This window comes from Rhodococcus sp. ACPA1 (genome assembly GCF_002300195.1).
In the GTDB taxonomy this organism is placed as follows: Bacteria; Actinomycetota; Actinomycetes; order Mycobacteriales; family Mycobacteriaceae; genus Rhodococcus_F; species Rhodococcus_F opacus.
The window spans coordinates 682,156-708,854 of the sequence record NZ_NSDX01000003.1; the positions used below are offsets into that span (position 1 = coordinate 682,156).

Annotated in this window: 25 protein-coding genes; 10 read left to right on the forward strand and 15 right to left on the reverse strand. The window is 67.6% G+C overall.

The features are described from left to right. Positions 1–27 precede the first annotated feature (27 nt). The 5 genes from CJ177_RS13675 to CJ177_RS13695 all read left to right on the forward strand — a co-directional run bounded on the left by CJ177_RS13675 (position 28) and on the right by CJ177_RS13695 (position 5,152). Positions 28–1,407: an MFS transporter gene (locus CJ177_RS13675; RefSeq protein ID WP_005250925.1), complete on the forward strand. Its 1,380-nt coding sequence runs from the start codon at positions 28–30 to the stop codon at positions 1,405–1,407. Next, a complete protein-coding gene (locus CJ177_RS13680) occupies positions 1,404–2,018 on the forward strand; it encodes a bifunctional 4-hydroxy-2-oxoglutarate aldolase/2-dehydro-3-deoxy-phosphogluconate aldolase (protein ID WP_095867920.1) in 615 nt (204 codons plus the stop codon). Before CJ177_RS13675 ends, CJ177_RS13680 begins: the two co-directional genes overlap by 4 nt. Beyond that, positions 2,018–2,956: a sugar kinase gene (locus tag CJ177_RS13685; RefSeq protein WP_095867921.1), complete on the forward strand. Its 939-nt coding sequence runs from the start codon at positions 2,018–2,020 to the stop codon at positions 2,954–2,956. The genes CJ177_RS13680 and CJ177_RS13685 overlap by 1 nt, the downstream gene beginning before the upstream one ends. A 35-nt stretch (positions 2,957–2,991) precedes the next feature. Further along, entirely contained in the window at positions 2,992–4,062 is a 1,071-nt protein-coding gene (locus CJ177_RS13690) for an L-idonate 5-dehydrogenase (RefSeq protein WP_179443221.1), read from the forward strand. Positions 4,063–4,150: 88 nt separating this feature from the next. Then, entirely contained in the window at positions 4,151–5,152 is a 1,002-nt protein-coding gene (locus CJ177_RS13695) for an MDR family oxidoreductase (RefSeq protein ID WP_061046153.1), read from the forward strand. Positions 5,153–5,173: 21 nt separating this feature from the next. On the opposite strand, the gene CJ177_RS13700 is transcribed toward CJ177_RS13695, so the two are convergent. From CJ177_RS13700 to CJ177_RS13715, 4 genes are read right to left on the reverse strand one after another with little or no spacing between them, the layout of a single operon-like run. Next, positions 5,174–8,395, reverse strand: coding sequence for a carboxyl transferase domain-containing protein (locus CJ177_RS13700; protein ID WP_095867923.1), 3,222 nt, complete (start codon positions 8,393–8,395; stop codon positions 5,174–5,176). Further along, complete coding sequence (locus CJ177_RS13705; RefSeq protein WP_061046155.1) at positions 8,392–10,101, reverse strand: AMP-binding protein; 1,710 nt, start codon at positions 10,099–10,101, stop codon at positions 8,392–8,394. The genes CJ177_RS13700 and CJ177_RS13705 overlap by 4 nt, the downstream gene beginning before the upstream one ends. Before the next feature lie 33 nt (positions 10,102–10,134). After that, the gene (locus CJ177_RS13710) at positions 10,135–10,761 is read right to left on the reverse strand and encodes a TetR/AcrR family transcriptional regulator (protein ID WP_025433299.1); all 627 of its coding nucleotides are present in this window, start codon (positions 10,759–10,761) and stop codon (positions 10,135–10,137) included. A gap of 26 nt (positions 10,762–10,787) precedes the next feature. Then, a complete protein-coding gene (locus CJ177_RS13715) occupies positions 10,788–12,026 on the reverse strand; it encodes a cytochrome P450 (protein ID WP_095867924.1) in 1,239 nt (412 codons plus the stop codon). A 250-nt stretch (positions 12,027–12,276) separates the two neighbouring features. Between CJ177_RS13715 and CJ177_RS13720 the strand changes: the two genes are divergently transcribed. Further along, a complete protein-coding gene (locus tag CJ177_RS13720; protein ID WP_095867925.1) occupies positions 12,277–12,837 on the forward strand; it encodes a TetR/AcrR family transcriptional regulator in 561 nt (186 codons plus the stop codon). On the opposite strand, the gene CJ177_RS13725 is transcribed toward CJ177_RS13720, so the two are convergent. Next, positions 12,815–13,354 carry a nitroreductase family deazaflavin-dependent oxidoreductase gene (locus tag CJ177_RS13725; RefSeq protein ID WP_082833247.1) on the reverse strand — a complete coding sequence of 180 codons (540 nt, stop codon included), beginning with the start codon at positions 13,352–13,354 and terminating at the stop codon, positions 12,815–12,817. The two genes, CJ177_RS13720 and CJ177_RS13725, sit on opposite strands and share 23 nt — an antisense overlap. A gap of 181 nt (positions 13,355–13,535) precedes the next feature. Between CJ177_RS13725 and CJ177_RS13730 the strand changes: the two genes are divergently transcribed. Then, complete coding sequence (locus CJ177_RS13730; protein ID WP_005250936.1) at positions 13,536–14,003, forward strand: DUF6069 family protein; 468 nt, start codon at positions 13,536–13,538, stop codon at positions 14,001–14,003. On the opposite strand, the gene CJ177_RS13735 is transcribed toward CJ177_RS13730, so the two are convergent. After that, positions 14,000–14,650, reverse strand: a complete 651-nt coding sequence (locus tag CJ177_RS13735; protein ID WP_005250937.1) for a TetR/AcrR family transcriptional regulator — start codon at positions 14,648–14,650, stop codon at positions 14,000–14,002. The two genes, CJ177_RS13730 and CJ177_RS13735, sit on opposite strands and share 4 nt — an antisense overlap. A gap of 230 nt (positions 14,651–14,880) precedes the next feature. Further along, positions 14,881–15,492, reverse strand: coding sequence for a TetR/AcrR family transcriptional regulator (locus tag CJ177_RS13740; protein WP_005250938.1), 612 nt, complete (start codon positions 15,490–15,492; stop codon positions 14,881–14,883). Positions 15,493–15,793: 301 nt separating this feature from the next. On the opposite strand from CJ177_RS13740, the gene CJ177_RS13745 reads away from it, so the two are divergent. Then, positions 15,794–16,870 (forward strand): AraC family transcriptional regulator, encoded by a 1,077-nt coding sequence (locus tag CJ177_RS13745; protein ID WP_061697278.1) that lies wholly within the window; start codon positions 15,794–15,796, stop codon positions 16,868–16,870. 207 nt (positions 16,871–17,077) lie between these two features. Here CJ177_RS13745 and CJ177_RS13750 read toward each other — a convergent pair whose 3' ends face one another. From CJ177_RS13750 to CJ177_RS13785, 8 genes are all read right to left on the reverse strand, one after another. Further along, positions 17,078–17,902 (reverse strand): SDR family NAD(P)-dependent oxidoreductase, encoded by an 825-nt coding sequence (locus CJ177_RS13750; RefSeq protein ID WP_005250940.1) that lies wholly within the window; start codon positions 17,900–17,902, stop codon positions 17,078–17,080. A 136-nt stretch (positions 17,903–18,038) separates the two neighbouring features. Beyond that, positions 18,039–18,425 (reverse strand): carboxymuconolactone decarboxylase family protein, encoded by a 387-nt coding sequence (locus tag CJ177_RS13755; RefSeq protein ID WP_095867926.1) that lies wholly within the window; start codon positions 18,423–18,425, stop codon positions 18,039–18,041. Positions 18,426–18,627: 202 nt separating this feature from the next. Further along, positions 18,628–19,290 (reverse strand): 3-oxoacid CoA-transferase subunit B, encoded by a 663-nt coding sequence (locus CJ177_RS13760; RefSeq protein WP_095867927.1) that lies wholly within the window; start codon positions 19,288–19,290, stop codon positions 18,628–18,630. Between the two features lies 1 nt (position 19,291). Further along, entirely contained in the window at positions 19,292–20,059 is a 768-nt protein-coding gene (locus tag CJ177_RS13765; RefSeq protein ID WP_005250942.1) for a CoA transferase subunit A, read from the reverse strand. After that, positions 20,056–20,655: an alpha/beta hydrolase gene (locus CJ177_RS13770; RefSeq protein ID WP_095867928.1), complete on the reverse strand. Its 600-nt coding sequence runs from the start codon at positions 20,653–20,655 to the stop codon at positions 20,056–20,058. Before CJ177_RS13770 ends, CJ177_RS13765 begins: the two co-directional genes overlap by 4 nt. A 14-nt stretch (positions 20,656–20,669) precedes the next feature. Then, on the reverse strand, positions 20,670–22,007 hold the full coding sequence (locus CJ177_RS13775) for an MFS transporter (RefSeq protein ID WP_095867929.1): 1,338 nt from the start codon (positions 22,005–22,007) through the stop codon (positions 20,670–20,672). 138 nt (positions 22,008–22,145) lie between these two features. Further along, positions 22,146–23,213, reverse strand: coding sequence for a 3-keto-5-aminohexanoate cleavage protein (locus tag CJ177_RS13780; RefSeq protein ID WP_095867930.1), 1,068 nt, complete (start codon positions 23,211–23,213; stop codon positions 22,146–22,148). 313 nt (positions 23,214–23,526) lie between these two features. Further along, on the reverse strand, positions 23,527–24,477 hold the full coding sequence (locus CJ177_RS13785; protein ID WP_061046163.1) for a hypothetical protein: 951 nt from the start codon (positions 24,475–24,477) through the stop codon (positions 23,527–23,529). Between the two features lie 141 nt (positions 24,478–24,618). Here CJ177_RS13785 and CJ177_RS13790 point away from each other — a divergent pair, with 141 nt between their 5' ends. Together CJ177_RS13790 and CJ177_RS13795 are read left to right on the forward strand one after the other, a co-directional pair. Beyond that, entirely contained in the window at positions 24,619–25,770 is a 1,152-nt protein-coding gene (locus CJ177_RS13790) for an acyl-CoA dehydrogenase family protein (RefSeq protein ID WP_061046164.1), read from the forward strand. Positions 25,771–25,892: 122 nt separating this feature from the next. Continuing rightward, the gene (locus CJ177_RS13795; RefSeq protein WP_005250948.1) at positions 25,893–26,687 is read left to right on the forward strand and encodes an enoyl-CoA hydratase-related protein; all 795 of its coding nucleotides are present in this window, start codon (positions 25,893–25,895) and stop codon (positions 26,685–26,687) included. The last annotated feature ends 12 nt before the right edge of the window (positions 26,688–26,699 follow it).

The following is a 26,699-nucleotide window of genomic DNA, read 5'->3' on the forward strand; positions in this document are numbered from 1 at the left end:
TGCCGGGAACCACCAATGGAGGAATCCATGGACACTACACTCGACCCCACGGTGAACCCGAAAACTCCCGGCCGCGCAGGCGGTACACCCCAGGCAGACCCGTCCGCGGTCCGCCGGGCGGCGTGGGCGGGGCTCATCGGCACCACGCTCGAGCAGTACGACTTCGTCATCTACGGCACCGCTTCGGCGTTGATCTTCAACACCCTGTTCTTCCCGAACATCTCGCCCGCGGCGGGCATCCTCGCAAGCTTCAGCGCCTACGCCGTCGGATTTCTCGCCCGGCCGCTCGGCGGCTTGTTCTTCTCGCGGTACGGCGAGCGTCTCGGCCGCAAGTGGGTGCTCGTCGCGACGCTGATGCTGATGGGCGGCGCGACACTGGGGATCGGTCTGCTGCCCACCTACAGTCAGGTGGGGCTGCTCGCACCGGCGCTCCTCGTCGCGTGCCGATTCTTCCAGGGCTTCGGCGCGGGAGCCGAACAGTCCGGTGGTGCAACCCTTCTGACGGAGACAGCGCAGATAGGCAGGCGAGGGCGGCTCGCCGCCCTGGTGATGACCGGAGCCGCGCTCGGCACGGCGCTCGGCGCAGTCGCGTGGATCGCCGCGCAGCTCCTGCCGGAAGAGCAGCTCATGTCCTGGGGTTGGCGTCTCGTCTTCATCAGCAGTCTGCTCGTCACCGTCGCCGCGTTCGTCATCCGTCGCAAGCTCACCGAGAGCCCGGTGTTCCAGGAACTCAAGGAGCAGCACCAGGTTCCGAAGACGCCCGTGAAGGAGATCTTCGCGAACGGCAAGAAGCCGCTGTTCATCGTCATGTTCATGACCATCGGCATCAGCGCGCAGTCGTACACGTACCAGGTGTTCATGGCGTCGTACCTGAAGAACGACGTGCACGTCGACCCCACGTTCATTCCCAAGGTGCTCCTGGTCGGGGCCATCTGCGGCGGCATCGCGGCATACGGGTTCGGCCGCCTGTCCGACCGGGTGGGCCGCAAGCCGGTGTACATCTCGATCGTGATCGCCCTGATCATCCTGCCCGTGCCGACCTTCCTGGCCCTGAACACCGGCTCACATCTGCTGATCACGATGGCGATGATCGTCGGCTTCATCCTGGCCTGCCAGGGCGCCGTCGGCGTCACCATGAGCTACTTCCCGGAGATCTTCGGCTCCCGCTACCGCTACGCCGGCGTCACGCTCGGCCGTGAATTCGCCTCGATCTTCGGCGGCGGTGTCGCACCACTGATCTGCGCGGCGCTCGTCACGGCCTTCTCCGGCTCGTGGATCCCCGTGGCCGTCTACATGATCCTGATGGCCGTGACCGTTCTGATCGCCTCGGCGATGGCACCGGAAACCCGCGACCGCGACCTCACGCTGGCCGCCAACGCCACCGACCGTGAGGTGACGGCGGCATGACGACCTCCGTCATCGCGGTGCTGCGCGCCGCGCACGCCGACCGGTACGCCCCGGTGGTCGGCGTCCTCGCCGAGAACGGCGTGCATGCCGTCGAGCTGACGATGAGCACGCCGGGAACCCTCGAGTCCCTGAGCAGCATCCGGCTCGACGCACCCGACGGCGTCGAGATCGGGGTCGGGACGGTCACCACCGTGGACCAGGCCCGCGCCGCCCTCGACGGGGGAGCCGACTTCCTCGTGACGCCGACGACCAACCTCGACGTCATCGCCACGGCCGTGCGTGCCGGAGTTCCGATCTACCCGGGCGGATTCACCCCTACCGAGCTGTGGACCGGATGGAATGCGGGTGCGACCGCCGTGAAGCTGTTCCCGGCATCGGTGGTCGGGCCGGAGTACATCGGGCACCTGCGCGGGCCCTTCCCCGACATCCAGGTGGTCCCGTCGGGTGGGGTGGGCATCGACGACGTCCCCGCGTGGTTCGCGGCCGGAGCGGCGGCGGTCAGCCTCGGCGGCCCGCTGATCGGGGACGCTCTCCGCGGCGGCGACCTCGGGCAGCTGGCCGAACGATGCCGGCGCCTCGGCGACGTCGTCGCCGGACTGGAGGTCGTGTGATGACGGTGCTGACGTTCGGCGAGACGATGGCCCTCACCAGGGCGGTGGACACCGGTGCCCTCGCCCACACATCGACACTGCACCTGGGCATCGGCGGCGCCGAATCGAACTTCGCGATCGCCTTGCGGCGACTCGGCGTCGACGTCACCTGGATCGGACGCGTCGGCCAGGACAGCCTGGGCGACCTGATCGAACGGGATCTACGGGCCGAGGGAATCACCGCCGACGTCATCCGCGATCCGGACGCTCCGACCGGACTGATGGTGAAGGAGCGGCGAACCGCCACCGCCACCCGCGTCTGGTACTACCGGACCGGCAGCGCGGGGTCGCGGCTCACGATGTCGGACATCGCGGACGACCGCCTCGAGTCGGCGTCCCTGCTGCACGTCACCGGCATCACCCCCGCGTTGTCCGACACCGCCAGGAAGACCACCCTGCACTGCGTCGAACGGGCACGCGTACTGGGCATTCCGGTGTCGTTCGATCTCAACTACCGCCGAGCGCTGTGGTCGCCGGACGACGCGGCCCCCGTCTTCCGTGAGCTGATCGCGTTGTCGGACATCGTCTTCGCGGGTGAGGACGAGGCTGCGATCGCGGTGGGGGAGGGCACCCCCGCCGAACTCGCCGCCCGCATCCGCGACCTCGGACCACGCGAAAGCATCCTGAAACTGGGCGACCAGGGATGCCTCGCGATGGTCGACGGAGAAACGTACTCCCTGCCCGCGGTGCCGGTGAGCGTGATCGACTCCGTCGGGGCCGGAGACGGTTTCGTCGCCGGGTACCTCGCGGAACGACTGGCCGGTGAGGCACCCGCCGACCGTCTGAGAACCGCTGTCACGGTCGGGGCGTTCGCGTGCACCGTGTCCGGCGACTGGGAGGGCATGCCACGCCGGGACGAACTCGGGCTCCTCACCACCGCGGAACCCGTCACCAGATGACAGGCTCCGACCTCCGACAGAACTGGACTTCACCGATGAACACCAGCCCGACCACCGCTTCACACGCCACCGAGGTTCCGACGCACGCACAGGCGGTCGTCGCCCACGGTGCGCAGGACCTGCGCGTGGAGGAGGTGCCGATCGCCGCACCGAAGCCGGACGAAGCGGTGATCCGCATCGCCTACGGCGGGATCTGCGGATCCGATCTCCACTACTGGCAGCACGGCGCCGCCGGCGAGTCGATCCTTCGCGCACCGATGCGGCTCGGACACGAGGCGTCGGGCACCGTCCTGATCGGCGCGACGGACGGAAGCGGTCCCGGCGCCGGCACCCCCGTCACCATCCACCCCGCGACCCCCGGTGGCGACAGCGCGAAGTACCCAGCCGATCGCCCCAATATTTCCCCCGGATGCACGTACCTGGGTAGTGCGGCGCACTTCCCGCACGCGGACGGGTTGTTCGTCAGCCACGTCGCCGTCCCGACTCGCATGCTCCGGGTTCTTCCCGACGGCCTCGATCTTCGTCTGGCCTCACTGGCCGAGCCGGCGAGCGTGGCGTGGCACGCGGTCGCGCGGGCAGGGGAGGTGAAGGACCGGTCGGTCCTCGTCATCGGTGCCGGACCCATCGGCGCGCTCGCCGTGGCAGTGCTGAAGCGAGCGGGCGCCGGGAAGATCACCGCGGTGGACATGCACGAGTACCCGCTGAGGATCGCGCGCGCAGTGGGCGCGGACGCGACACTCACCGCCACCGATGCCGACGCCGTCGCGGCGGTGGAAGCGGACGTCACCATCGAATGCTCCGGCAACCATCGCGGTCTGGCATCGGCGATCCACGGCACGGCCCGCGGCGGCCGGGTCGTGATGGTCGGTCTGCTTCCCTCGGGGGATCAGCCGGTACCCGTGTCGATCGCGATCACCCGGGAACTGGATCTGGTCGGCTCGTTCCGGTTCAACGACGAGATCGACGAGGTGGTGGCCGCCCTCGCCGACGGCTCGCTGGTGGTGGATCCGATCGTCACGGCGGAGTACGACGTCGCCGATGCGCTCACCGCGTTCGCGTCGGCCAGGGATGCGTCCTCGTCGAGCAAGGTGCTCTTGCGGTTCTGATCCGGGGAACGTCGCCCCGGCCTCGTCTGCGGGGCACGGCTGTCGCATGATGGTCTCGACGCACCCCCGAGGTCAGGAGAGCAAGCTGATGAAGGAATTCACCGCCTGGATCGCTCGCGAGAACGAGGGCGCCATCGGCCTCTCCCAGGAGACGGTCGCCGAGTCGTTCCTGCCGCAGGGCGAGGTCACGATTCAGGTCGAGTACTCCAGCGTGAACTTCAAGGACGCACTGGCGCTCACACCGAAGGGTGGGGTGGTCCGTGAGTACCCCATCGTGCCCGGCATCGACGTGGCGGGCACCGTCGTCGAGTCGCAGTCCCCGGAGTTCTCCGTCGGTGACACGGTCGTCGCGCACGGTTACGACATCGGCACCGCCCGTCACGGCGGGTACGCGCAGTTCGCCCGCGTCCCGGCCGACTGGGTGGTGAAACTCGACGGCATGTCCACCCGCACCGCTGCCGCGATCGGGACCGCCGGTTTCACGGCCGCGATGAGCGTGGAGGCGCTGCTGTCCCGCGGAGTCGAGCCGGGCAACGGTCCGGTGCTCGTGACCGGTGCGAGTGGCGGCGTCGGCACCGTCGCCGTCGACCTGCTGTCCGCGGCGGGCTTCGAGGTCGTCGCGTCGAGCGGAAAGCCGGAGAAGGCGGAACTGCTCACCGAACTGGGCGCGAGCAAGGTGATCGGCCGCCTCCCGGAGCCCGACACGAAACCGCGTCCGCTCGGCAAGGCCCAGTGGGCCGCCGCCGTCGACTGCGTCGGCGGCGCCACCCTCGCCCACGTGCTCAGCACCATCGAGTACGGCGGCGCGGTCGCGGCGAGCGGGCTGACCGGCGGACCGAAGTTGGAGACCACGGTCCTGCCGTTCATCCTGCGCGGTGTCAGCCTGCTCGGGATCGACTCGGTGCAGTACCCGATCGAGCAGCGGCGCCGACTGTGGGGCCGTCTCGCGTCCGACCTCGCGCCGTCCCGGCTCGAGTCGATCACCCACGACGTTCCGATCGCCGACGTCGTCTCGGTGATCGACCAGGTGCGGGCCGGCACCTACTCGGGCCGGGCCGTCGTGGCCGTCGCCCCCGTGAGTACTTATTAACGTGCGGCGGTTAACAAGTACTCACGGGCGCCGGAGGCGCACGATCCAGGCACGGGAGTCGGCCGGATCGATCACGTCGTCGAGTTCGAAGATCGTCGCCGCGTTGAGGGCCTTCCCGTGCTGGTAGGCGGCGTCGACGAGTTGCGCGAACGCGGTGTCGCGCTCGGCGGGGTCGTCGATCGCCTCGAGCTCCTTCCGGAATCCGAGCCGCACCGCGCCTTCCAGTCCCATGGCCCCGATCTCGCCGGTCGGCCACGCGACCGTGAACTCGGACGCGTGGAAGGAGCCGCCCGCCATGGCCATCGCGCCGAGTCCGTACCCCTTGCGCAGGATGATCGTCCCGTACGGCACGGTCATCCGCGCGCCCGCGACGAACAGTGTGCCGAACCGGCGAACCGTGGCCTCCTTCTCCGAATCGGGGCCGACCATGAATCCCGGTGTGTCGCACAGCGAGACGACGGGCAGGCCGAACGACTCGCACAGCTCCAGGAAATGGGCCATCTTGTCCGCCGCGACCGCGTCGATCGCGCCGCCGAGGTGGTGGCTGCTGTTCGCGACCAGCCCGTACGGCGCACCCTCCACCCGGATCAGCGCGGTGACGATGCCGACGCCGTGGTCGCGGCGTAGTTCGAGGACCGAGCCGACATCGGCGATGGATTCCACGGCACTGCGAACGTCGTAGGCGCGCAACCGGTTCTCCGGGACGACGTGGCGTGCGAGCCGCTCGTCGGGGGCTTCCCAGTCGGGGAGCGCGCCCTGGAAGTACGACAGGTACTTCTTGGCCAGTTCGACGGCGTGCGCCTCGTCCCGGGCGAGCAGATCGATGACGCCGTTGCGCCGCTGCACGTCGACCGGCCCGATGTCCTCCGGCCGGTACACACCCAGTCCGCCGCCCTCCACCATCGCCGGGCCGCCCATGCCGATGTTCGCGTCGGGGGTGGCGATGAGGACGTCGCAGACACCGGCGAGGGCGGCGTTGCCCGCGAAGCAGCGGCCGGAGACCACCGACACCAGCGGAACCTTCCCGTTCAGTGCCGCCAGCGACCGGAAGGTGTTCAGGTCCAATCCTGCTGCCGGGCCGGCGTCGGTGTCGCCGGGCCGCCCGCCGCCACCCTCGGCGAACAGGACGACCGGGACCTGCTTGCGGCCGGCCAGTTCGATCACCCGGTCGGTCTTCGCGTGATTCCGCATGCCCTGGGTTCCGGCGAGCACCGTGTAGTCGTACGACAGCACGACCGCCTGGGCCTCGCGCGAACCGAACACCTCACCGTTGACGGTGGCGAGCCCGGCGATCAGACCGTCGGCGGGGGTGTTCTCGATCAGGTCCTGCTCGGATCGGCGGCTGCGCTGCGCGGCCAGGACGAGTGGTCCGTATTCGACGAAGCTGCCGGGGTCGACCAGATCGTCGATGTTGGCACGTGCGCTGCGCCGCCCGAGCTTCGTACGCTTCGCGATCGCGGCGGGCCGGGCGGCGTCGAGGGTCACCTCGTGCCGCTGCCGGATCTCCGCCAGGTCCGCGCGCTCACGATCCAGATCGGTTGCGCTGTCGGCGACGTCGCCGGCCTCCGATCCCGTGCGGCGGATCACGACCAGCGGGTCGCCGGCGTTGACGTTCTGCCCGGGCGCCACCAGATTCCGCTCGACCACCGCACCGGCGGGCGCGGCGATCACGTGCTGCATCTTCATGGCCTCGAGCACCACGAGCTGAGCACCCGACTCCACGGTCGCACCTTCTCCGGCAGCCTCCACGACGGTCCCGGCCAGGTGGGCGCGCAGCACGTCCTCACCCGCCCGCAACTCGAATGCCTCCGACGCCACCTCCGCCGGCTGGTGCACGTGCGCGGCGTCGACGAGCGCACTCATCCGCTCGGCGAGATGGTCGGTGCCGACGATGCCGTCGGCGAAGCCGGGGTCCGCCAGAATCGACCGGAGGAAGCCGATATTGGTGGGGACACCCTCGACGACGAACTCGGCGAGCGCCGCACCGGCCTTGCGCACCGCGGCCGAGAACGACGGGCCCCGCGAATGCACGATGACCTTCGCAAGGAGCGAGTCGTACCCCGGGCTCGGTGACAGTCCGGGCCGCCCGTACGTGTCCACGCGCACACCCGGTCCCGTCGGCGGGGAGAAGACAGACAGGGTGCCCGCGGCGGGGACGGCCTGACCGTCGGGGCGCATCGTCTCCATGTTGACGCGGGCCTGGACGGCGATTCCGCGCGCGGCAGTGGGAGTGCCCGACGTGTCGAGCCCCACGGCGCTGACGCCGTCGGGCAGCGAGAGTTCTCCGTAGTCGGCTCCCCGAGCGATGTCGATCTGCACGGCGACGAGGTCGATCCCCGTCACCTCCTCGGTGATCGTGTGCTCCACCTGGATTCGGGGATTGACCTCCAGGAACACGAAACCGTTCCGCGACACCAGGAATTCGACGGTGGCGAGTCCCCGGTACCCGACACTGGCGCACAGCCGGGCCGCGGCCTCGTGCAGTTCGCTGCGCAGTCCCGGGTCGAGCCCCTGCGCGGGGGCGATCTCGACGAGTTTCTGGTGGCGGCGCTGCACGCTGCAGTCGCGATCACCGACGGCCAGGGCCCGCGTCACGCCCGCCTGCGGCGCCGCCACCACCTGCACCTCGATGTGCCGGGCGCCGTCGAGAAGAGCCTCGGCGAACAGTGCGGGGTTGCCGAACCCGAGTTGCGCCTCGGACGCGCACAGCCGGTACTCCTCCTCGATCCGGTCCGCGCTGCGGACGGCACGGATGCCGCGACCGCCGCCGCCCGCGAGTGCCTTGATCATGATGCCGCCCGGGTGTTCCGTGAAGAACGCGCGGACGCCGTCCAGGTCGGTGGGACCGTTGGTCGCGGCGAGCACCGGCACCTTCGCGGCCACGGCGGCCTCGCGTGCCGACGACTTGTCGCCGAAGATGTCGAGCACTTCGGGGCTCGGACCCACGAAGACCAGTCCCGCCTCGGCGCAGGAGCGTGCGAAATCGGCGTTCTCGCTGAGGAATCCGTATCCGGGATGCACTGCCGTGGCACCGAACTCCGCTGCCGCGTCGAGAACGGCGCGAGGGTCCAGGTAGGCGGACGGGCCGGACCCGCGGAGCGCGACCGCTTCGGTTGCCGCGCGCACGTGGGGGCTGTCCGCGTCGTCCTCCGCGTAGACGGCGACGGTGTCGACCGACATCTCCTCGGCAGTGCGGATGACGCGGAGCGCGATCTCGCCACGATTGGCGACCAGCAGGGTCACTTGTACTCCTCGGCCAGAGCGAACAGGTCGGCCTTGCGGACCTTCCCGGTCGCCGTCATGGGTAGGGCGTCGAGCACCTCGACGGTAGGGACTTTGTAGGTGGCCATGTTCCGGGCGGCCCACTCCCGCAGTTCCTCACCCGAGACCTGACGGTCCGGCAGGAGCTGGACGAACGCGAACGGCACCTGGCCTTTGCCCGGATCGGGCTTCGGGACCACCGCGGCCGACTGGATGTCGGGGTGCAGCATGAGCAGTGCCTCCACCTCGGACGGGAACACGCTCATCCCGTTGGTCTTGATCATTTCCTTGTTGCGCGCCAGATAATGCAGTGCGCCTTTGCCGTTCAGCTTGCCCACATCGCCGGTCTGGAGCCATCCGCCGCGGAGCGCGGCAGCGGTGGCATCGGGTTTGCCGTAGTAACCGGTGAGCAGCGACGGACTGCGCACGATGATCTGTCCGGGTCGCCCCACCGGCACGGGCGCCCCGGCCTCGTCGACGATCAACACGTCGGTGCCCGGAACCGGAAGTCCGCAGAACACGGGTTCGCTGAGCAGGTCTTCGTCGTCGGTCTGGAAACCGAGCGTGACGGTGTCGGCCGTGTGCGTCTCCGTCATCCCGTAGCTGGCCTCCCGCAGCACGTGTCCGGTGGCGTCGCGCCAGCGGCCGCGAATCGCGGGGTCGAGCTTGAGCACGAACGACACGGCCATCGCGTTGTCCAGGGTGGAGAAGTCTCGGTCGGTGAAGTCGGGCAGATCCATCAGTTCGACATAGTTGTCGACCGTCCCGACCATCGATGTCACACCACGACTTTCGACGAGCGTCGCCGCGGCCTCCGGGTCCCAGCGGTTGAGGAGCACGACGGTGCCGCCGTTGATCAGCGGATACAGGATGCCGAAGTCCTCGCCGGCGATCCAGAAGATGGGCAGGAACCCGAGGACCACGGGGGGAGCCTCGCCCACCTGCCTGCCGCCGGCCAGTGTCGCGGTGGCTGCGGTGTAGACCATGTGCGCCTGCGTGTGTTTGCAGCCCTTCGGCATCCCGGTGGTCCCACCGGTGTAGTTCAGTGCCGCCAACGCGTCGGGGTCCATCGGAATAGGCTCGGCACGGGGGGACTCCATGATCTCCGCCCAGTCGGTGGTTACGGAGGCGGCGGGGAACGGCGGTGTGACGCCGGGTTCGGCCGGCAGCAGGTCCGACAGGGCGGTGATCGCGACGTGCCGCAGCGCCGTCTGGCTGCGCACGGATTCGACCATGGCCGCGAACGAATCCTGCGTCAGCAGGATCTCCACGCCGGCGTCGTCGAGTTCGTACGCGAGTTCGTGCTCCCGGAACAACGGGTTGATCGGGACGTGGACGGCGCCGATCTTCAGGATCCCGAGCATGGCGACATGGAACTGGGGACAGTTGGTGAGATGGACGCCGACGCGGTCGCCGGCGGACGCGCCCCGCTGCAGGAGCCAGCCGGCGAAGCGGTCGGACAGTTCGTCGAGTTCGGCGTAGGTGATCGCACGACCGTAGAAGTCGATCGCGACAGTCTGCGGGCGTTCCGTTGCCCAGTGCCGCAGGTAGTCGATCACGGTGCGGCCCTCGATCGGGTACTCGACTGTCCGCGGTACCTGCGGTGGCCACGCGGCGTCCTGGAGTTCGCGTATCTCGGCGAGCGCCGATTCCAGGGCCGTGGGGTCACTCGAAGGCGAAGTGGGCATACCGAACTCCCGATTCTGTGCGGATTGTCGTTGTCAGGCGAAGCCGATGAGTCTTTCGGAGATGGCGGTCAGGTCGGCGGTGTACCGGCGCTGTTCGCGGGCCGTCGCGTCGACCAGCCGGGCGGCGCCCGCGAGCTGGGCGTCGGCGAGGGTCTGCGCGATGCGGGCGGGCGGCGCGCACGGCGTGACGTCGCACGTGGCGATGATGCGCTCGATGAACCGGGTGTAGCGGCGGATGAGCCGGGTCTGCACGGTGGTCCAGCTTCGGCCGACCTCGGGGTCGAGCCGGGCGCGGTGCCTGATCAGTTCGAGGACGCGTCCGTTGGCGTACACGGCTTCCACGAACGCTTTCGTCGTGGTGCGCAGCACCTCTCGCAGGTCCTCGCTCGCCGGTCCTTCCACGTGCTGCGACTCGAGGAATTCCTCGCACACGTCGGCGGCGACGGCGTGGAACACCTCGTCCTTCGACGAGAAGTAGGCGTAGAACGTTGCCCGCGACACTTCGGCCCGGGTGGTGATCACCTCGACGGTCGTCCGGTCGTAGCCGAGTTCGGCGAAGCAGGCGCTCGCGGCGCGGAGGAGTTCGCGGCGGCGGGGACCGTCGTTGTCTTTCCGCGCCGACCGCGCCCGCTCCTGAGCCTCGCTTGTGGTCACGGTCACAGTATGTGTTGATGTTGACGTCAATGTCAATCAGCGCATGTCAGCTGTCCGATTCGGAGCGGGAGCGCGCTGTGGCGTCGCACGAACAGGCTGGAAACCCAACGCGGCTCGGCGTCGGCGGCGAGCGAGAAGCGGTCGGTCCGCTCGAGCAGTGCGGTGGTCGCGGCGAGCGCCTCCATGCGGGCGAGCGCCGATCCGACGCAGAAGTGGACGCCCTTGCCGAACGCGAGATGCGAACGGATGTGCGGCCGGTCGAGCACTATCTCGTCCGGACGCTCGAACATGGCCGGATCCCGGTTGGCCGCACCCCACAGCAGGAGCAGGTGGCTACCGGCGGGCAGATCGACGCCGCCGAGCGTGGTGTCGGCAACCACGTACCGGTGATGCCCCCGGAACGGGGACTCGAGACGGAGCGCCTCGTCGAGGAACGCGTCGACGAGGGCGGGTTGCTGCCGGAGCCGGGTCTGCAGTCCGGGGCGGGTGGCGAGGAGGCGTGCAGCGCCCCCGATCAGCCCCGCGGTCGATTCGCCGCCCGCGCCGACCAGCTGGACCAGGACGAGCGTCGCCACGTCCTCGGAGAGTTCGCCTGCATTGCACGCGTGGGCGAGAACGCCCAGAAGGTCGGCGCGTGGGTCCGGCCTCGCCCGCACGAGTTCGGCCCGCAGATAGCCGGCCAGTTCCGCCGCGGAGGTGACGAGGGGACCGAGGCGGTCCGCGGCGACGACCCCGCCGAGCATCTCCGTGCTGTCGTAGGCCCACGTCAGTAGCTGGGGTACGTCCGACTCGGGCAGGCCGATGAGATGCGCGACCATCGCGAGTGGCAGCCGGTCGGCCATCGCGGACGCCCAGTCGATCTGCCCGCCTCGCAGTCCCTCGTCCCACAGACTGTCGACGAGCGAGTGCACGGTCGGAGTGAGCGCGCGGATGCGGCGGCCGAGCGTCGTGAGCACGAGTGTGCGATGGTGCAGGTGCGCCGGGTCGTCGGCGGTGGCCAGCACGTGCAGGGCCTGACCGCCGTCATCCAAGTCGAACGTCGCGGGCGGTCCCGACGGTTGCTGCACCAGCACACCGGTGAGGTTCGACGAGAAGACGTCGGTGCGGTTCGCCGCCTCGGTCACGAGATCCCACGGGGACACCAGAAAGAAGTCGGTGCCGGCGACGCGGTGGACGGGGGAGTGCTCGCGGAGTGTTCGGTAGAGCTCGTTCGGTTCGTCGAGATGGACAGGATCGAAGATGTCGATTCCGCGGGTCGGCGAGTGGGTCATCGAGGACTCCTTGTTGGCGGGAACCTGTTATAGATCACCACAGTTCGCGTCGAAGGAGGGTGATGTCAAGAGTGTTCCGCGGACTGCGACACCGCGGGTCAACAGCAATTTTGCCGGTGTCTCAGCGCGAGTGGATCCGGAAACATCGTCGCTGATCACGAAGTCGAATTGGAGAACATGTTCTAGAATTGTGTGGAGATCCGTCTCATGGTGAGGCAAAGTGAGAATGACGTGTCGAACGGTGGAGCGGGTGGAACACGCGGATTGGTTGACCGGTGGCAGCCGGCGGGCGCTCGCCGTCGAGCGGATTCATGCCGCCGCGGCCGACCTGATCCGCGAGCGGGGCATCGACGGCGTTGGTGTGGACGAGGTCGCCGGACGGGCAGGGTGCTCGCGCGCGACGCTCTATCGCTACGTCGGGGGCAAGCGGGCACTCGTCGACGCCGTGATGTCCCGCGCCGCCGGAGCCGTGGCGGACCACGTCGAGCAGTCGCTGGAGACTTTCGAGAACTCGGAGCGGATCGTCGAGGCGATACTCGCATCGGTGACCGCGATTCGCGCGGAGCCGACACTGGCGCGGTGGTTCACCGGGTCAAGGTCGAGAAGCACGGACGAGTACCTGGCCCGCGCACCCGAACTCGGCCGGGTGGCGATCTCGCTCACCCGCATCGCGCCCGACGAGGAGGCGGCGGGGTGGATCGTGCGCGTCATCCTGTCGCTGTTGACCTGGCCGTTGGACGACACGGCCGCCGAGCGTCATGCCGTCGAACGCTTCGTGGAGCCGGTCTTCAGGATTCGCGAATCTCCGTAGACGGTTGCGCGGGCTCGAGCACGAACAGCCGGAACTCGCGTCCACCGGACCGTCGATGCTCCATGAGGTAGCCGGGCCAGTAGTCGATCACCAGCTTCCAGAGATTCTCGCGTTCGTCCCCGGTGACCATCCGGACGCTCATGCGGGATTCGTGCGATCCGGCCTTCACGCGGGCTTCGTTCGCGGCACGTAGGTTCACCGACCACGTCGGGTGCTCGGGACGCCCCCAGTTCGAGCCGGTGACGATATACCCGTCCCCATACGGAATGCACAGCAGCGCCGTCGTGCGCGGGGTGCCGCTCTTGCGACCCGGGACCGTGACCTGCAGGGACTGCAGTCCGGCGATGCCGACGAGGCTCACCCGGTTGCCGGTCCACGCGCGCAGGTGCGACTCCAGCCAGATGATGATCGGCGCCATCTGCATCACCCATTCGCGGGTGCCGAGCCAGCGCGCGAGTAGGCGGAGGGGGTTGCGGAGCCCCCGCGGTCGGGGAGGTGTCGTGGGGGCAGGGTTCATGGTGACCATCTTTCCCCAGATGGCCGGCCGGAGCCGACTGCGATGAGTTTTGCGTTCTCCCCGGGTCTACCCGTTCAGGTCTCACCGACAAGACCTCGATTTCAGGCCTTGACCCAAACAATGGTTGAGGTTGCAGGATCGGTCAGTAGCAACTCGAGCCACTCGACAGGGAGAAATGAACATGTCCAGCACTGGAACCACGATTTCTGCAACCTCGACCTCACGGATCAACCCGATGACGCTCGAACTGAGCCGCCCGTGGGCGATCGCCGCGACCGCAATCGGCGCGCTCGTCCCCAACCTGGTGATCTGGTTGCTGGGACTGGCTGCCGGCGGTTCGTTCGAGATGACGGATGCCGGCACGACCAGCAGCGTGGCGCCAGGCGGTGTCGTCATCCTGACGGTCGTTCCGATACTGATCGGAATGACACTGGCCGCGCTGATCTCGCTGAAATGGGTGGCCGTCATCCGTCCGGCCGAAGTGATCGGCGCCCTGCTGCCGCTCGCGACGATCGCCCTGACCATTCAGGCCGACTTCGACACCGCCAGCACCATCGCGCTCTCGGTCATGCACGTGGTGATCGCAGTGGCGGTCGTCGCGGGCCTGGAAGCGATGCGGCGACCGCTGGTTCGCGCCGCGCACGTCTAGGGGGTGCTGTTCACCGGCGCATGAGCCTCGATGGTGAGTGCGATGTGCTCGACGATCCGCTTCTGCGAGATCTTCGGGCTGCCGGTGAGCCAGCGCTGGTACAGAAAGGCGATCGCCCCGAACAGGGCAATCGCGTTCAGCTGGGTGTTGACGGCGTCGCGGGGTGCGCCGTCGACACCCAGCATTGTCAGTGCCGCCGTCATGGGAGTGGTGAACTCGGTGACGAGTTGTTCGCCGCGCTGGGCCAATTCCGGCACGGATTGCGACTCGACGAACATGACGCGTCCCCGCCGCCGGTCCTGGGCGATGTAGCCGGTGAACGCCTTCACGACGTGGCGGACGAGTTCGCCGGGATCGTCGGGGCCCGTCTCGAGAGCCCCGAGCAGGGTGTCCCTCGCCCCCAGGACGACGTGGTCGAGGAGTGCGACGAGCAGCGCCTCGCGATTGTCGAAACTCTCGTAGAAGTAGCGCTCGGTGAGGCCCGCCTGGCGGCAGGTCGCGCGCATCGTCGTCGCTGCCGTTCCCTCGGTTCCCATGATCTGCAGGCCGGCCTCGATCAGTGCCGCACGCCTCGCCGCGCGGCGGTCGGCCGGCTCCCGGCCACGCCATTTGCGTGGCGCTCCACGTGGGTTCTCGCTGTCGGTCATGCCGTCATCGTCTCATCGATCCCGGTAACGATCGGGGATCCCCTCTCGCCCCACTGTTGACACCAGATGGCAACAGTCGTCCCGAATGCACCACGTGCCGCATCGAGCGGCATCAGGAGATCGTCATGACCACCACAGCGCTTCCGTCCCAACGACGTTCGGCGCGGCGGTGCGGAGCGGATTCCGGTTCGTCCCCGAGCGATGGCGGCTGACGCCGGTCGCCACGGTGGTCACGTGCGGCGCAACCCGTCGAACGTCAGCTCGACGACGGCGTCCGCCAGGTCCGCGACCGTCCCGCCCGTGCGCGGGCGATACCACTCGATCAGCGAGTTGACCGTGCCGAACACGAGCCGGCTCGTGAGCGCGGGATCGATGCCGGGCCGCAGGTCTCCCTCTTCCGCCGCCGCGACGACGAGGTCGCTGACGAACGCGTCGAACTCGCGGCGGCGGGCGAGCGCGCGACGCTCCACCGCGGTGTTGCCGCGCACGCGCAGCAGGAGCGTCACGTAGGGAAGCTCGGCGGCGAGGACCTCGACGCTGCGGCGGACGAGGTACTCGAGACGGTCGATGTACCGGCCGCTCGTCGCCTTCTCCTCGGTGGTGACCGCGAAGAGGGCGTTGAGCGCGCGCGACAGTGCCAGCTCGAGCAGCTCCGACTTCCCGGACACGTGGTGATAGATCGACGACTTCGTGATTCCCAGGCGCTGGGCCAGCACCTCCATGCTGGTGCCGTCGTAACCCTTGTCGTTGAAGACCTTGACTGCGACAGCGAGCAGCGAGTCGAGGTCGTAGCCGGGACGTCCGGGCGATCCGGTCTTCCGTGCGGGGCGTGCCGTAGTCATGCGCGCAATCCTTCCAGGTGCAGAACTCCACCGCATCGGTGCGCCGTCATCCACGGGAGCCGACCGAAGGTTCGGTTGAGGTGAGAATACCGCGACGACCGCGTCGGCGGTGAACCACGTGCCGGGCCCTTGACCGGGTAGGGCGCGCACGCACGAGGGCAGGGATCCACCTTCCCCGGGCACGTCGACCCGGGCATCTCGAAACGGATGATGGGTCGTGTTCCGGTCGAGTTCGGCCGGCAAGAACGACTAGAATTGACCTCTCGGGTCAAAATATTTGACTGTTCGGGACAGGGTGACGATGCAGTATCTGGTGCGCAATGCCGTGCTCAACGGCTATGTCGATCTCATGCTGACGCTGGGGCGGGACCCTCTCCCAGTGATGCGCTCGGCCGGGGTCGATCCGGCCGCGCTCGGTTCCGGTGACGGGTGGCTGCCCGTCGACTCGGTGTCGCGGCTGTTCGAGTTGTCCGCCGCCGAAACCCGGTGCGAGGATTTCGGGCTTCGGCTCGCGGCGGCCCGAGGGATGTCCAACCTCGGTCCGGTGGGGTTGATCGCGCGGGAGGAACCGGACGTGCGCAGCGCCTTGGGCATGGTTCTGCGGCATGTCAATCTGCACAACGAGGCGCTGCGTGCCCGGCTGGTCGAAGCGCACGGGCTGGCCACCGTGCAGGTCGACACTGCCCCGGGGGTCACGTTCGGTCGGCAGGGCATCGAGATCGCCGTCGCCTCGGTCTGCCGGATCCTGCGCGAGTTGCTCCACGACGACTGGGAGCCGCTGACGGTGTGTTTCGTGCACGACGCTCCGGCGGTCCTCGGCACACACCACCGTATCCTCGGCTCCCGAATCCAGTTCGGGCACACCCTCAACGGGATCGTCGTCTACGCGCGCGACCTCGATGCCGACAACGCGATGTCGGACCCTTTGCTGCGGCCCTACACCCGGCAGTACCTGGAGGCGCTCGTCCCGCCCGAGGACACGACCACCGTTGATCGCGTCCGCACCCTGGTCGAGTCGCTCCTGGCGACCGAGCGGTGCTCGGCCGCATATGTCGCCCGCAGCCTCGGCATGGATCGGCGAACACTGCACCGCCACCTCGCCCGGTCGGACGCGACGTTCTCTTCGCTGGTGGATTCGGTGCGGATCGATCTGGCGCAACGCTACGTCGCCCGCCACGACCGATCCCTGACCGACATCGCCGGCGAACTCGGATTCTCCGCGCTCAGTTCGTTCTCGCGGTGGTTCAAAGACCGCTTCGGATGCAGCCCGAAAGCCTGGAAGGCGGCGCAGGATTCGACGTCTCCCGCGGTCGGCACCCCCACCCGCCGGCGTCCCGAGGGCTCGCTCCGACCAGTCGCCCCCTCTGCCCCGGAATAGATCCGGGCTTGCAGCACCGCACCGCAACGCTCACCTCTGTCACGACGATGCGAGCACCGTCATGAAGGTCCACGGTGCCCTGACCCGGCGCCGCCGACCCGTCGTCGGTGCCCCGTCACAGACGTAGACCAGGTAACCGAGTACGGCAATCAACCACCTCCATCGCCCGGTCTTCTTCTGCGCCTGCGGGATCAGGTGGACCGTCCGTCAGATGACTACGCCCCCGTTGGGGCTGATGACCTGGCCCACCAGGTAGTGAGAGTCCCCGGCGAGGTAGACGGCGAGAGAGGCGTACTCTTCCGGCCGCCCGAGACGGCCGAGCGGGATGATCTGGTACAAGCTATTTCGCTGCTGATCGGTCGCTCGGGCGAGATACTCCTCGAATGGTGGTGTCATCACTGCCCCGCAGGCAATCGAGTTGACACAGATGTTGGCGCCGGCGACATCCAGTGCCACGGCCTTGGTGAAGCCGGCGACCGCCGCCTTGCTTGCGGAGTATCCCGGACTGTGCGCGCTGGCCGCGGAGATGCCCGCGATCGACGCGATGTTGATGATCCGGCCGTACTGCTGGGCCTGCATGAACTTCAACGCTTCGCGCGTGCAGTAGAAGGTTCCGTGGACGTTGACATCCCACCACTTGAGCCAGTCCTCGTCGGTGAGGTCGCTGGTGATACCGAGGGACCGCCGCGGCGTCGGCGTGGTCAGGTGAGCGTATTGCCGGTTGCGCCGCTCCTCCTCGGCGGGGGAGTTCGGTACCCGAGCAGCGTTGTTGACCAGGATGTGCACGGTGCCGAACCGCGCTGCTGTTCGGGCGAACATCTCTCGAACCGCGGCGCTGTCCGAGACGTCGCAGCTCACAGGCAGGCACTGTCGGCCGCGTGCTTCGATTTCTCCCGCAACGTCCGCCAATTTGTCCGCCTGGATGTCGCAGGCGACGATGTCCGCACCTTCCTCGGCCATCGCCACCGCGATGGTTCTCCCCAGTCCTTGGGCCGCCCCCGTGACCACCCCCACCTTGCCCTGCAGCTTCATCTCGGTTTCCTCTCGTCTCCTGGTCGGCTCTCGTAAGTTCTCAACACCGGAAGACCTAGCCGCGCTGCGGTACTCGTTCGCTTCTCGACAGCCAACTCGGTCCGCTCCAGCTTCAGCTTGACGGCTGACCGCAGGGTCAGTTGGCCGCCTGACGGCGCTCGTGCGCGGCCATCTCCTCGACGAGTATCGGGACGCCGAGGTTGCAGGAGTGGATTCCCACGACGGTGGACAGTTTGAGCACCTCGAGGATCTCCTGGGGTGTCACCCCGATGTCCAGGGCGGCCTGGATGTGGCGTCTGGTCCCCGGCGCGTACATGTGGGTGGCGGCGGCGTCGACGGCGATGCACAGCAGCTGGATGACCTTCGGCGAGAGAACTCCACTTTGGTACGGCTGCATCGCCATCTTCATGTATAGCTCGGTCCAGTCCGGGTCCATCTCGTTGAGCCCATCCCAGAGTGGATTCCAGCTGCCGCCGGTCTTCATCGCCTCCACCACGGGATGGCTGTTTTCGTTCTGCGTCATCATTCCTCCGAAACGGTTGGGTGGTGCGGGATCAGTGGGCAGCCTCAAAGCGGACGAGTTCGCGCCTGAGGATCTTTCCGGTCACTGTCATCGGTAACGCCGCGACGCATTCGATTCGGCGCGGGTATTTATAGCTGGCCATCTGCGCCTTCGACCAGACACAAATTGAGCATCAGGCCCACTTTCAAGACTCGAATGGGGGTCACACGACAGCGGCGGCGGTGGCGGCACGGACGTGGGTCTCTGTCACGCCGGGAGCACATTCGCGCAGAACGAGGCCTTTGTCCGTGACGTCGACGACAGCGAGGTTGGTGATGATGCGGTGTACCACGCCTGCCCCGGTCAGCGGCAAAGTGCAGGCCGACAAGATCTTCGGCGCGCCGGATTTGTCGGTGTGCTCCATGAGTACGATCACTCTGGCGGCGCCGTGGACCAGGTCCATGGCACCGCCCATGCCCTTGACCATCTTTCCCGGGACCATCCAGTTCGCCAGGTCGCCGGTGGCGGAGACCTGCATGCCGCCGAGTACCGCGACGTCGATATGGCCGCCGCGGATCATCCCGAAGCTGGTCGCGGAATCGAAGAATGAGGCGCCGGAGTTGACGGTCACCGCCTCCTTGCCTGCGTTGATCAGGTCCGCGTCGACCTGGTCCTCCGTGGGATAGGCGCCGGTTCCGAGGATGCCGTTCTCGCTGTGCAGGGTGACCGTCACACCGGCCGGCAGGTAATTCGGGATCATCGTAGGCAACCCGATGCCCAGGTTCACGTACTGTCCCTCGGACAGTTCCAGGGCCGCCCGAGCGGCCATCTCATCGCGCGTCCAGCCGACGACCTCGGGGGTCGCCGGATCAACAATCGTGGTCATCTCAGGTGGTCCTCTTGCCGTTGGCGGTGGTCACGGTGCGTTTTTCTATGTGTTTTTCCTGCGGCCCGGTCTGCACAATCCGGTCGACGAATATCCCCGGCAGGTGCACGTGGTGCGGATCGAGCTGACCGGGCTCGACGAGTCTCTCGACCTGAGCAATGCACACCTCGCCCGCCATCGCCGCGATTGGATTGAAGTTCATCGCGGCCTTGCTGAAGATGAGGTTGCCCGCGGTGTCGCCGACGAGCGCGTGCACCAGCGCGTACTCCGCCTTGATGGACTCCTCGAGCAGATACCTCCTGCCCGCGAACTCGCGGACCTCTTTCGGCGGCGACGCGAGCGCAACGGATCCGTCTGCGCGATAGCGCCAGGGCAGCCCTCCGCCCGCAATCGGGGTGCCCACACCCGCGGGGGTGAAGAAGGCCGGGATCCCGGCGCCGCCGGCGCGCAGCTTCTCTGCGAGGGTGCCCTGTGGGGTCAGCTCCACCTCGAGCTCTCCGGAGAGATACTGCCGGGCGAACTCCTTGTTGTCCCCGACATAGGATGCCGTTACACGGCGGATCCTTCTTCCCTCCAGTAGGATTCCCAGCCCGACGCCTTCCACTCCGCAATTGTTGGTGAATACCTCGAGGTTCGTTGCTCCGGCCGCGTCGATGGCCTTGATCAGCGCGTCGGGAATGCCGCATGCGCCGAATCCGCCGACCGCCAGGGACATTCCGTCCTGGATGTCTGCCACCGCGGCGGATGCTGTGCCGAATACCTTGCTCATGAGGTGGCTACCGTCCGAACCCCGAGCAGCTCCTGGATGAGCTCCTCTGCATGTGGCCAATTTCCGAACCCGGAGGCCGGATTCAGGTGCCCCACGTCACCGAGGTCGACCAGCCGACCGCCCCACGACTCCGCCATGCCGGCCACTCTGCGGCGGCTGGCCAGCGGATCGTTCGTGCTGGCCGCGACGATGCTCGGGAAGGGCAGCTTACGGCGGGGGATGGGTAGCCAGCCGTTGCTGTCGAGGTCCTCCAGTGTCGGATACCCCTCGGGGGGCTGCTGTTCCAGGTCGGGGGGCGTCGCCAGCAGGGCGCCGAGAATCGGCCGGGTCGTCTGCTGAGCCCAGTGCACTGCAATCATGACGCCGGCGCTGTGGGCGACGAGCACGATCGGACCGTCGATGTCCTGGATGACGGCGTCGAGGGCCGCTGTGCGCGCGCTCACAATGAGCTTGTCGTTCTCGAGAGGAGGCACGATACGGACCCGGTCGAGTTTGTTCGCCAGCAAGGTCTGCCAGTGCTCGTCGACGTGGTCCCGGAGTCCGGGCACGATCACGACTGTGGGGGATGAAGGGTCGGTGGGGACAGGGTTGGCCATTGCGGTCTCCGGAGTTAGTTGGTGATGTTCGAGGCGCCGCCCGGCCGCAGCTGCTGGAGCTTGCGTAGGCCGGCGGGGAATAGCCGTCGTCCCAGCAGCAGTGCCAAGGCCGCGAGGATGTATGCCAGCGGCGAGAGCCTGAGTGCGTCGAGCAGGCCCAGGTGGTCCGCCAGGATCCCGATGACGAAGGGGCCCAGGGCCAGGCCGAGAAGACTGTTCGCGATAGTGGCCACACCCATCGCGGAGGCGCGGAGGGTGGTGTGCGTGAGGTTGGCGACCATCGCGGCGGCCGGGCCGGAGGAGCCGGCCGAGAAGAAGGCGCCGATGCCGATCAGGACCAGCTGGACGGGGCCGTTGCCCATGCTGAACCCAAGCCCCAGACAGCCCAGCGCGATGACGCAGTAGATGATCGCCGAGGTCCATTTGGTGGCCGGGGTCTCGCGGCTGACCCGGTCGGTGATGACACCGCAGACCACCATGCCGCTGCCGATGAGCAACACGAAGGCGGACGCGACCACTCCGGCCCTATCTGGGGCCAGGCCGTAGTACCGGTTGAAGAAACTTGGCATCCAGGCCAGCAGGACCGCTGACGTGAACATCTGCAGTCCGCTGCCCACATAGGTCCACACGACTGCGAGGTTGGTGAACAGGCTGGACAGGGGGGCGCGATAACCGTCCGGCGTGGTTGGGTCGCCGATCGCGGTAGGCGGGCCCTCGATGGCATATCTGGCCAGCTTGCCCTCCGACACCAGGGCGCGGAACAGCGCCACCAGGATCAGGCCGAAGATCGCCATGGCGGCGAAGGACCAGCGCCAGCTGAACTGGACCGCGATGAACCCGCCGAGCGCGACGCCGATCACCGAACCGAACGATCCGCCGGACATGAATGCTCCGGCGAGGGCCGCGTGGACGCGGGGGGCGAAGACGGTGAGCGCTACGGCGATACCGACACTGCCATAGGCCGCCTCGCCCACGCCGACGAGGAAGCGGGCGCCGAGCATCTGCTCGTAGCTGGTGGCGATCGCGCACAGCAGCGTCGCGATGCTCCACAGCACGGCCATCAGGACCAGACTCCGGACCCGGCCCCAGCGATCCGCCAAGATCGACAGAGGCAAGGTCAGCAAGCCCACCATCAGCGCAACGATGCTGTTCAGGGAGGCGAGGTGCGAGTCGGACAAGTCCCACTCGGCCTTCAGAATTGGGAAGACGGCGCTGAGCACCTGGCGAGACATGTAGTCCGACAGCAGTAGGCCGAAGGTCAATGCCAAGACCACCCAGGGGAAGAACCGTCGCTTCCGGCTGGGTGTGCGAGTTGGGGTGTCGACCTCGACAGGTTGATCTTGCAGCACCATGGCCTACTTCCTTGGGGTTGTTTCGAGAAGTTCGAGATTGTGTCGAAAGCGCGGGGCCGGTCGGCTGGTCCTTCGGACGGGGAGTGCGTTGGGAGCACGGGCAATGTCACCGCGCCCCCAACCACTCGTGGTCTCCTGCTACACGTTCTGGTGCTGGGCGTAGTGGGTGAATCCGACCTGCCCCGGCCGACGATTCGGCGCGTAACCGGCCTGCGCCAGCGTCTCGTCCGCATCCGCGTAGCTCTCACCGATCCGGTAGATCTCGCGGGCCTCCTTGGCGGTGGCCACTTCCCGGCCGAGCTCGCCGGCAACCCGCACCAACTGGCGCACCTGTTCCGCCGAAGTGATCTTGCCGCCCCGCGGCGCCCACAGATTGTCCTCGTTGCCGCACCGGGTGTGCAGGCCCATCGCGATCGCCATCGTGTTCACCGGCAGCACGCTGCGCATCAACGTCTCGAGCGTGAGCGAGGCGCCGTCCGGGACTCGGCGGATGAACTCCATCATGTTGTACGGATTCGGTCCGTCCAGCCCGCCGCCGATCGCCACCCACGTGATGTTGAGCGGGCCCGTGTAGAAGCCCCGCCGAATCACACGCTCCACGGTCTCGAGCTGCGGAATGCTCCCAAGCTGGAAGTGCGGCTGAATACCCGCGGCCTGCAGACGGCGCAGATGCTCCTCCACCCAGGTCGGGCCGGCAGGCACAGTCATCTCCCGGTAGGTCTCGACCAGTTCCGGACGCTCCAACGACGTTCCGCGCGTGTCGTTCTCGGTCATCAACTCCATGATGTTCATCTGTCCGGTATTGATCGCGATCGTTACCTGGTCCGGCGCCGGATCGAGCTCGGCCAGCATGTGCCGGGTGTCATCGCTGAGCCACTTCGCCTCCGCGCCCTCGCCCTCGGGGGCGAAGGAGATCGAGCCGCCGATCTGCAGGATCATCTCCGGCACGGCCTCGCGCAGCCGGCCCAGCAGCTCGTTGAACTTCGACAGCCGCTTGGAGCCCTTCCCGTCGAGCTCGCGGACGTGGATGTGCAGCACGGTCGCGCCGGCCTCGAAGCAGTCCACAGCCTGCTGGACATGCTCGTCCATCGACAACGGCAGGTCCTCGGGGAAGTCGTCGACCTCCCACTCCGGGCCGTACGGCGCGACAGTGATAACGAGCTTGTCCTGGTTCTCCGGGAACAGGGCATCATCGTGAAAATGCATGAAGAACTCCAATCAGAGGGATAAGGGTTGGCACGAGCCGGCCGGATGCCACCGGTGACGTCTTCCAGCGGAGATCGGAGCGGCCCACTCATGCTCGATCTCCGGCGACCTGCCCGGCCCACACCACTTGAGGTGATGGATGTCACGATAGCTGGCGCAGGACGGTGATTTTTGACTAAAGGGGACAGAAAACTTGACCATTTGGGGCGGCTGGTAGGCGTGTCAACCGATATCGCCGAGGTCGTGTCGTTCCTCGCACGCCCGGCGTGCTGGGGCAGCGGCCAGGTCGTCTACGCCAACGGCGGGATCTGAATCAGGCGCCCGTGGCCTGGGTCCGGCCCTCCTTGCGGGCCTTCGCCAGCCCACGCCGGGCCAGAAATCCGTTGGCCAGGAGCAGGAGGGTCTTGTTCGGCGGCGCCGCGAACCCGGCCTGGGTATGGGGTGCATACAGCGCCTCGGTGCCCGTGACCTCGATCCAGCCGGTGTTCTGACGCGACTCGAGGCCGACGAGCTCGGCGCGATAGGCGTGGGCGAGCAGCCCTGCGCGGCGGCCGCCCTGCGGCACGCCGGCGGGCACCGTCAGACGCACGCCCTCGCTGCTCGCAGAAACCACGTCGACCGGAACGACGGCCGGATAGCCGTCCGCCTGACGGTAGGCGAGCAACCGGTGTGACAGCTTCGCAGCGCGCCCACCGGTCTTGGCCGCATCCACCCGTGGGCCGGTGCCCCGCTTCGGCGGAGTCTGAGGTTCCGCGTCGACGGCGGGCAGCGGTGCGCCGAACACCTCGGGCCGACCGGTCAGGTGCAGGTCGGGCCAGGCGACGACCCGTGTCACCGTCACCGTCACCGGTACCCGGTCGGCGTAGTACGCGCTGAGCCACCGGTCCCAGAACACGCCGCGGCGTGGCTCGCCCGTGTAGGGGGTCGAGCGCCGGCCGATGTCTTCGAGCAGCTCCGGGTCGGGGGTGGGGTCGAACGTCGCGTCACCCTGCACGAGCACGTAGCGCTGATTGGTGGCGTCGCCGATCCCGTGCTCGCGGGCGTGGTAGGTGAGCGCCACCCGGGGCTCACCTTTGATGCGTTCGAGCTTGCGTCCGAACCCCAGCGAGGTGGTGAAGCCGACCGTTCCCCGCTCGCGGTCGCTCAGCCCGAGGGGTGCCACCGCCGTCACCACGGCCCCGCCTGCGGGCGTGATGTACGCGAACCCGCAGGTCAGATCGCCACGGATGACGTCATCGACCCCATCCGACCAGGTGACCGGCATGAGTCGAGCCTACTCAGCCGACGCGGCACCGGGCCAGCGCTCGAGGGTTGACGACGCCCCGGAGTGAATATAGCTTCACTTCAAGTGAGTAGTCACTCACAAAAATTGATCGTGTATTCAACACGGCATCGAGGAGCATTCATGGACCTGGCACTGACCGAGGAGCAGAAGGAGTTCCGGCAGCTGGCCCGCGACTTCTTGAACAAGGAGGTTGTGCCGCACCGCGCCGCGTGGGACCGCGCCGAATCGGTGGACACCGCGATCGTCGAGAAGCTCGCCGACATCGGCTTCTTCGGCATGACCATTCCGGAGGAGTACGGCGGGCTCGGCGGCGACTACATCACGTACTGCCTCGGCATGGAGGAACTCGGCCGGGCGGACTCCGCGGTCCGGGGCATCGTCTCGGTGTCGATGGGGCTCGTGGGCAAGGTGATCCTGTCGCACGGCACCGAGGATCAGAAGCACGAGTGGCTGCCCCGCATCGCGTCCGGTGAGGCGCTCGCCTGTTTCGGGCTCACCGAGCCGGACAACGGTTCCGACCCTGGCAATCTGAAGACCAAGGCGGTACGCAGCGGCGACGACTACGTCATCAACGGGTCCAAGATCTTCATCACCAACGGCACGTGGGCGAAACTGTGCCTGGTGTTCGCGCGCACCGGAGGCCCTGGGCCCAAAGGGGTTTCGGCCTTTCTGGTTCCGACGGATACCCCGGGATTCGAATCGCGCGAGATCCGCGGAAAGCTCGGACTGCGCGGGCAGGCGACTGCCGAGTTGTCCTTCAGGGACGTTCGCGTGCCGGCGAGCTGCCTGCTCGGATCCGAGGGGCAGGGCTTCTCCATCGCGATGCACTCCCTGGACAAGGGTCGCGTCTCGGTGGGCGCGGGTTGCGTCGGAATCATCCAGGGCTGTCTCGAGGCCGCCGTCGACTACTCCCGCGAGCGCACGCAGTTCGACCGTCCGCTCGCCTCGTTCCAACTCGTGCAGGATCTGATCGCCGACATGTCCGTCGACGCCGACGCGGGGCGGTTGCTCACCTGGCGGGCCGCCGACCTGATCGAGCGCGGTGAGCCGTTCGGGACAGCCGCGTCGAAGGCGAAGTACTTCTGCAGTGAAGCTGCGGTTCGCGCCGCCAACAACGCAATACAGATCTTCGGTGGGTACGGGTATGTCGACGAATATCCCGTCGCCAAATACATGCGCGACGCGCGGGTGATGACGCTCTACGAGGGCACCAGTCAGATTCAGAAGCTGCTGATCGGCCGGGCGGAGACCGGGGTCGGCGCCTTCCTCTAGTGCCACCGAGCGTCGAGTGACCCTTGACACATTCCCCGGTGTGAATATACGTTCATTCAAATCGAATACTGATTCATAAAACATGAACAACAACTCATTGCAGACTCCAGAGAGGAATCACCGTGACCGACTACGAAGACATCACCTACGAGGTCGACGGCCCGGCTGCGGTCGTGACGATCAACCGCCCCGCGCGCTACAACGCCTTCCGCGGCAAGACCGTCGAGGAGCTGATCAAGGCCTTCCGCTCGGCGTGGGCCGACGACGCGGTGCAGGCGATCATCCTCACCGGTGCGGGGGAGAAGGCATTCTGCACCGGCGGCGACGTCAAGCAGCGCGCGGAGACCGGCGACTACGGCCCGACCGAGAGCGGAATGTTCGAGATCGGCAACCTGCACAAGCTGATCCGCGACGTCCCCAAGCCCGTCATCGCCGCGGTGAACGGCATAGCGGTCGGCGGCGGCCACGTCCTCCACGTTCTCTGCGACCTCACCATCGCGTCCGAGACCGCGAAGTTCGGCCAGGCAGGTCCCCGCGTCGGCTCCTTCGACGCGGGCTTCGGGTCCGCCTTCCTGGCGCGAGTCGTCGGCGAGAAACGCGCCCGGGAAATCTGGTACCTCTGCCGCCAGTACGACGCGGTCACCGCCGAACGCTGGGGCCTGGTCAACTGGGTGGTCCCCGCCGACCGACTGCTCGACGAGGCCAAGGCCGTCGCCGCGGAGATCGCCGAGAAGAGCCCCACCACCCTGCGTTTCCTGAAGCAGTCGTTCAACGCCGACACCGATCACCAGGCCGGACTGAGCAATCTCGCGATGTCCGCGCTGGACCTGTTCACGCACTCACCCGAGGGCCTCGAGGGGGCGGCGGCGTTCGCGGAGAAGCGCAAGCCCGATTTCAACAAATTCGTGAACGCCTGAGTCCGACAGCAC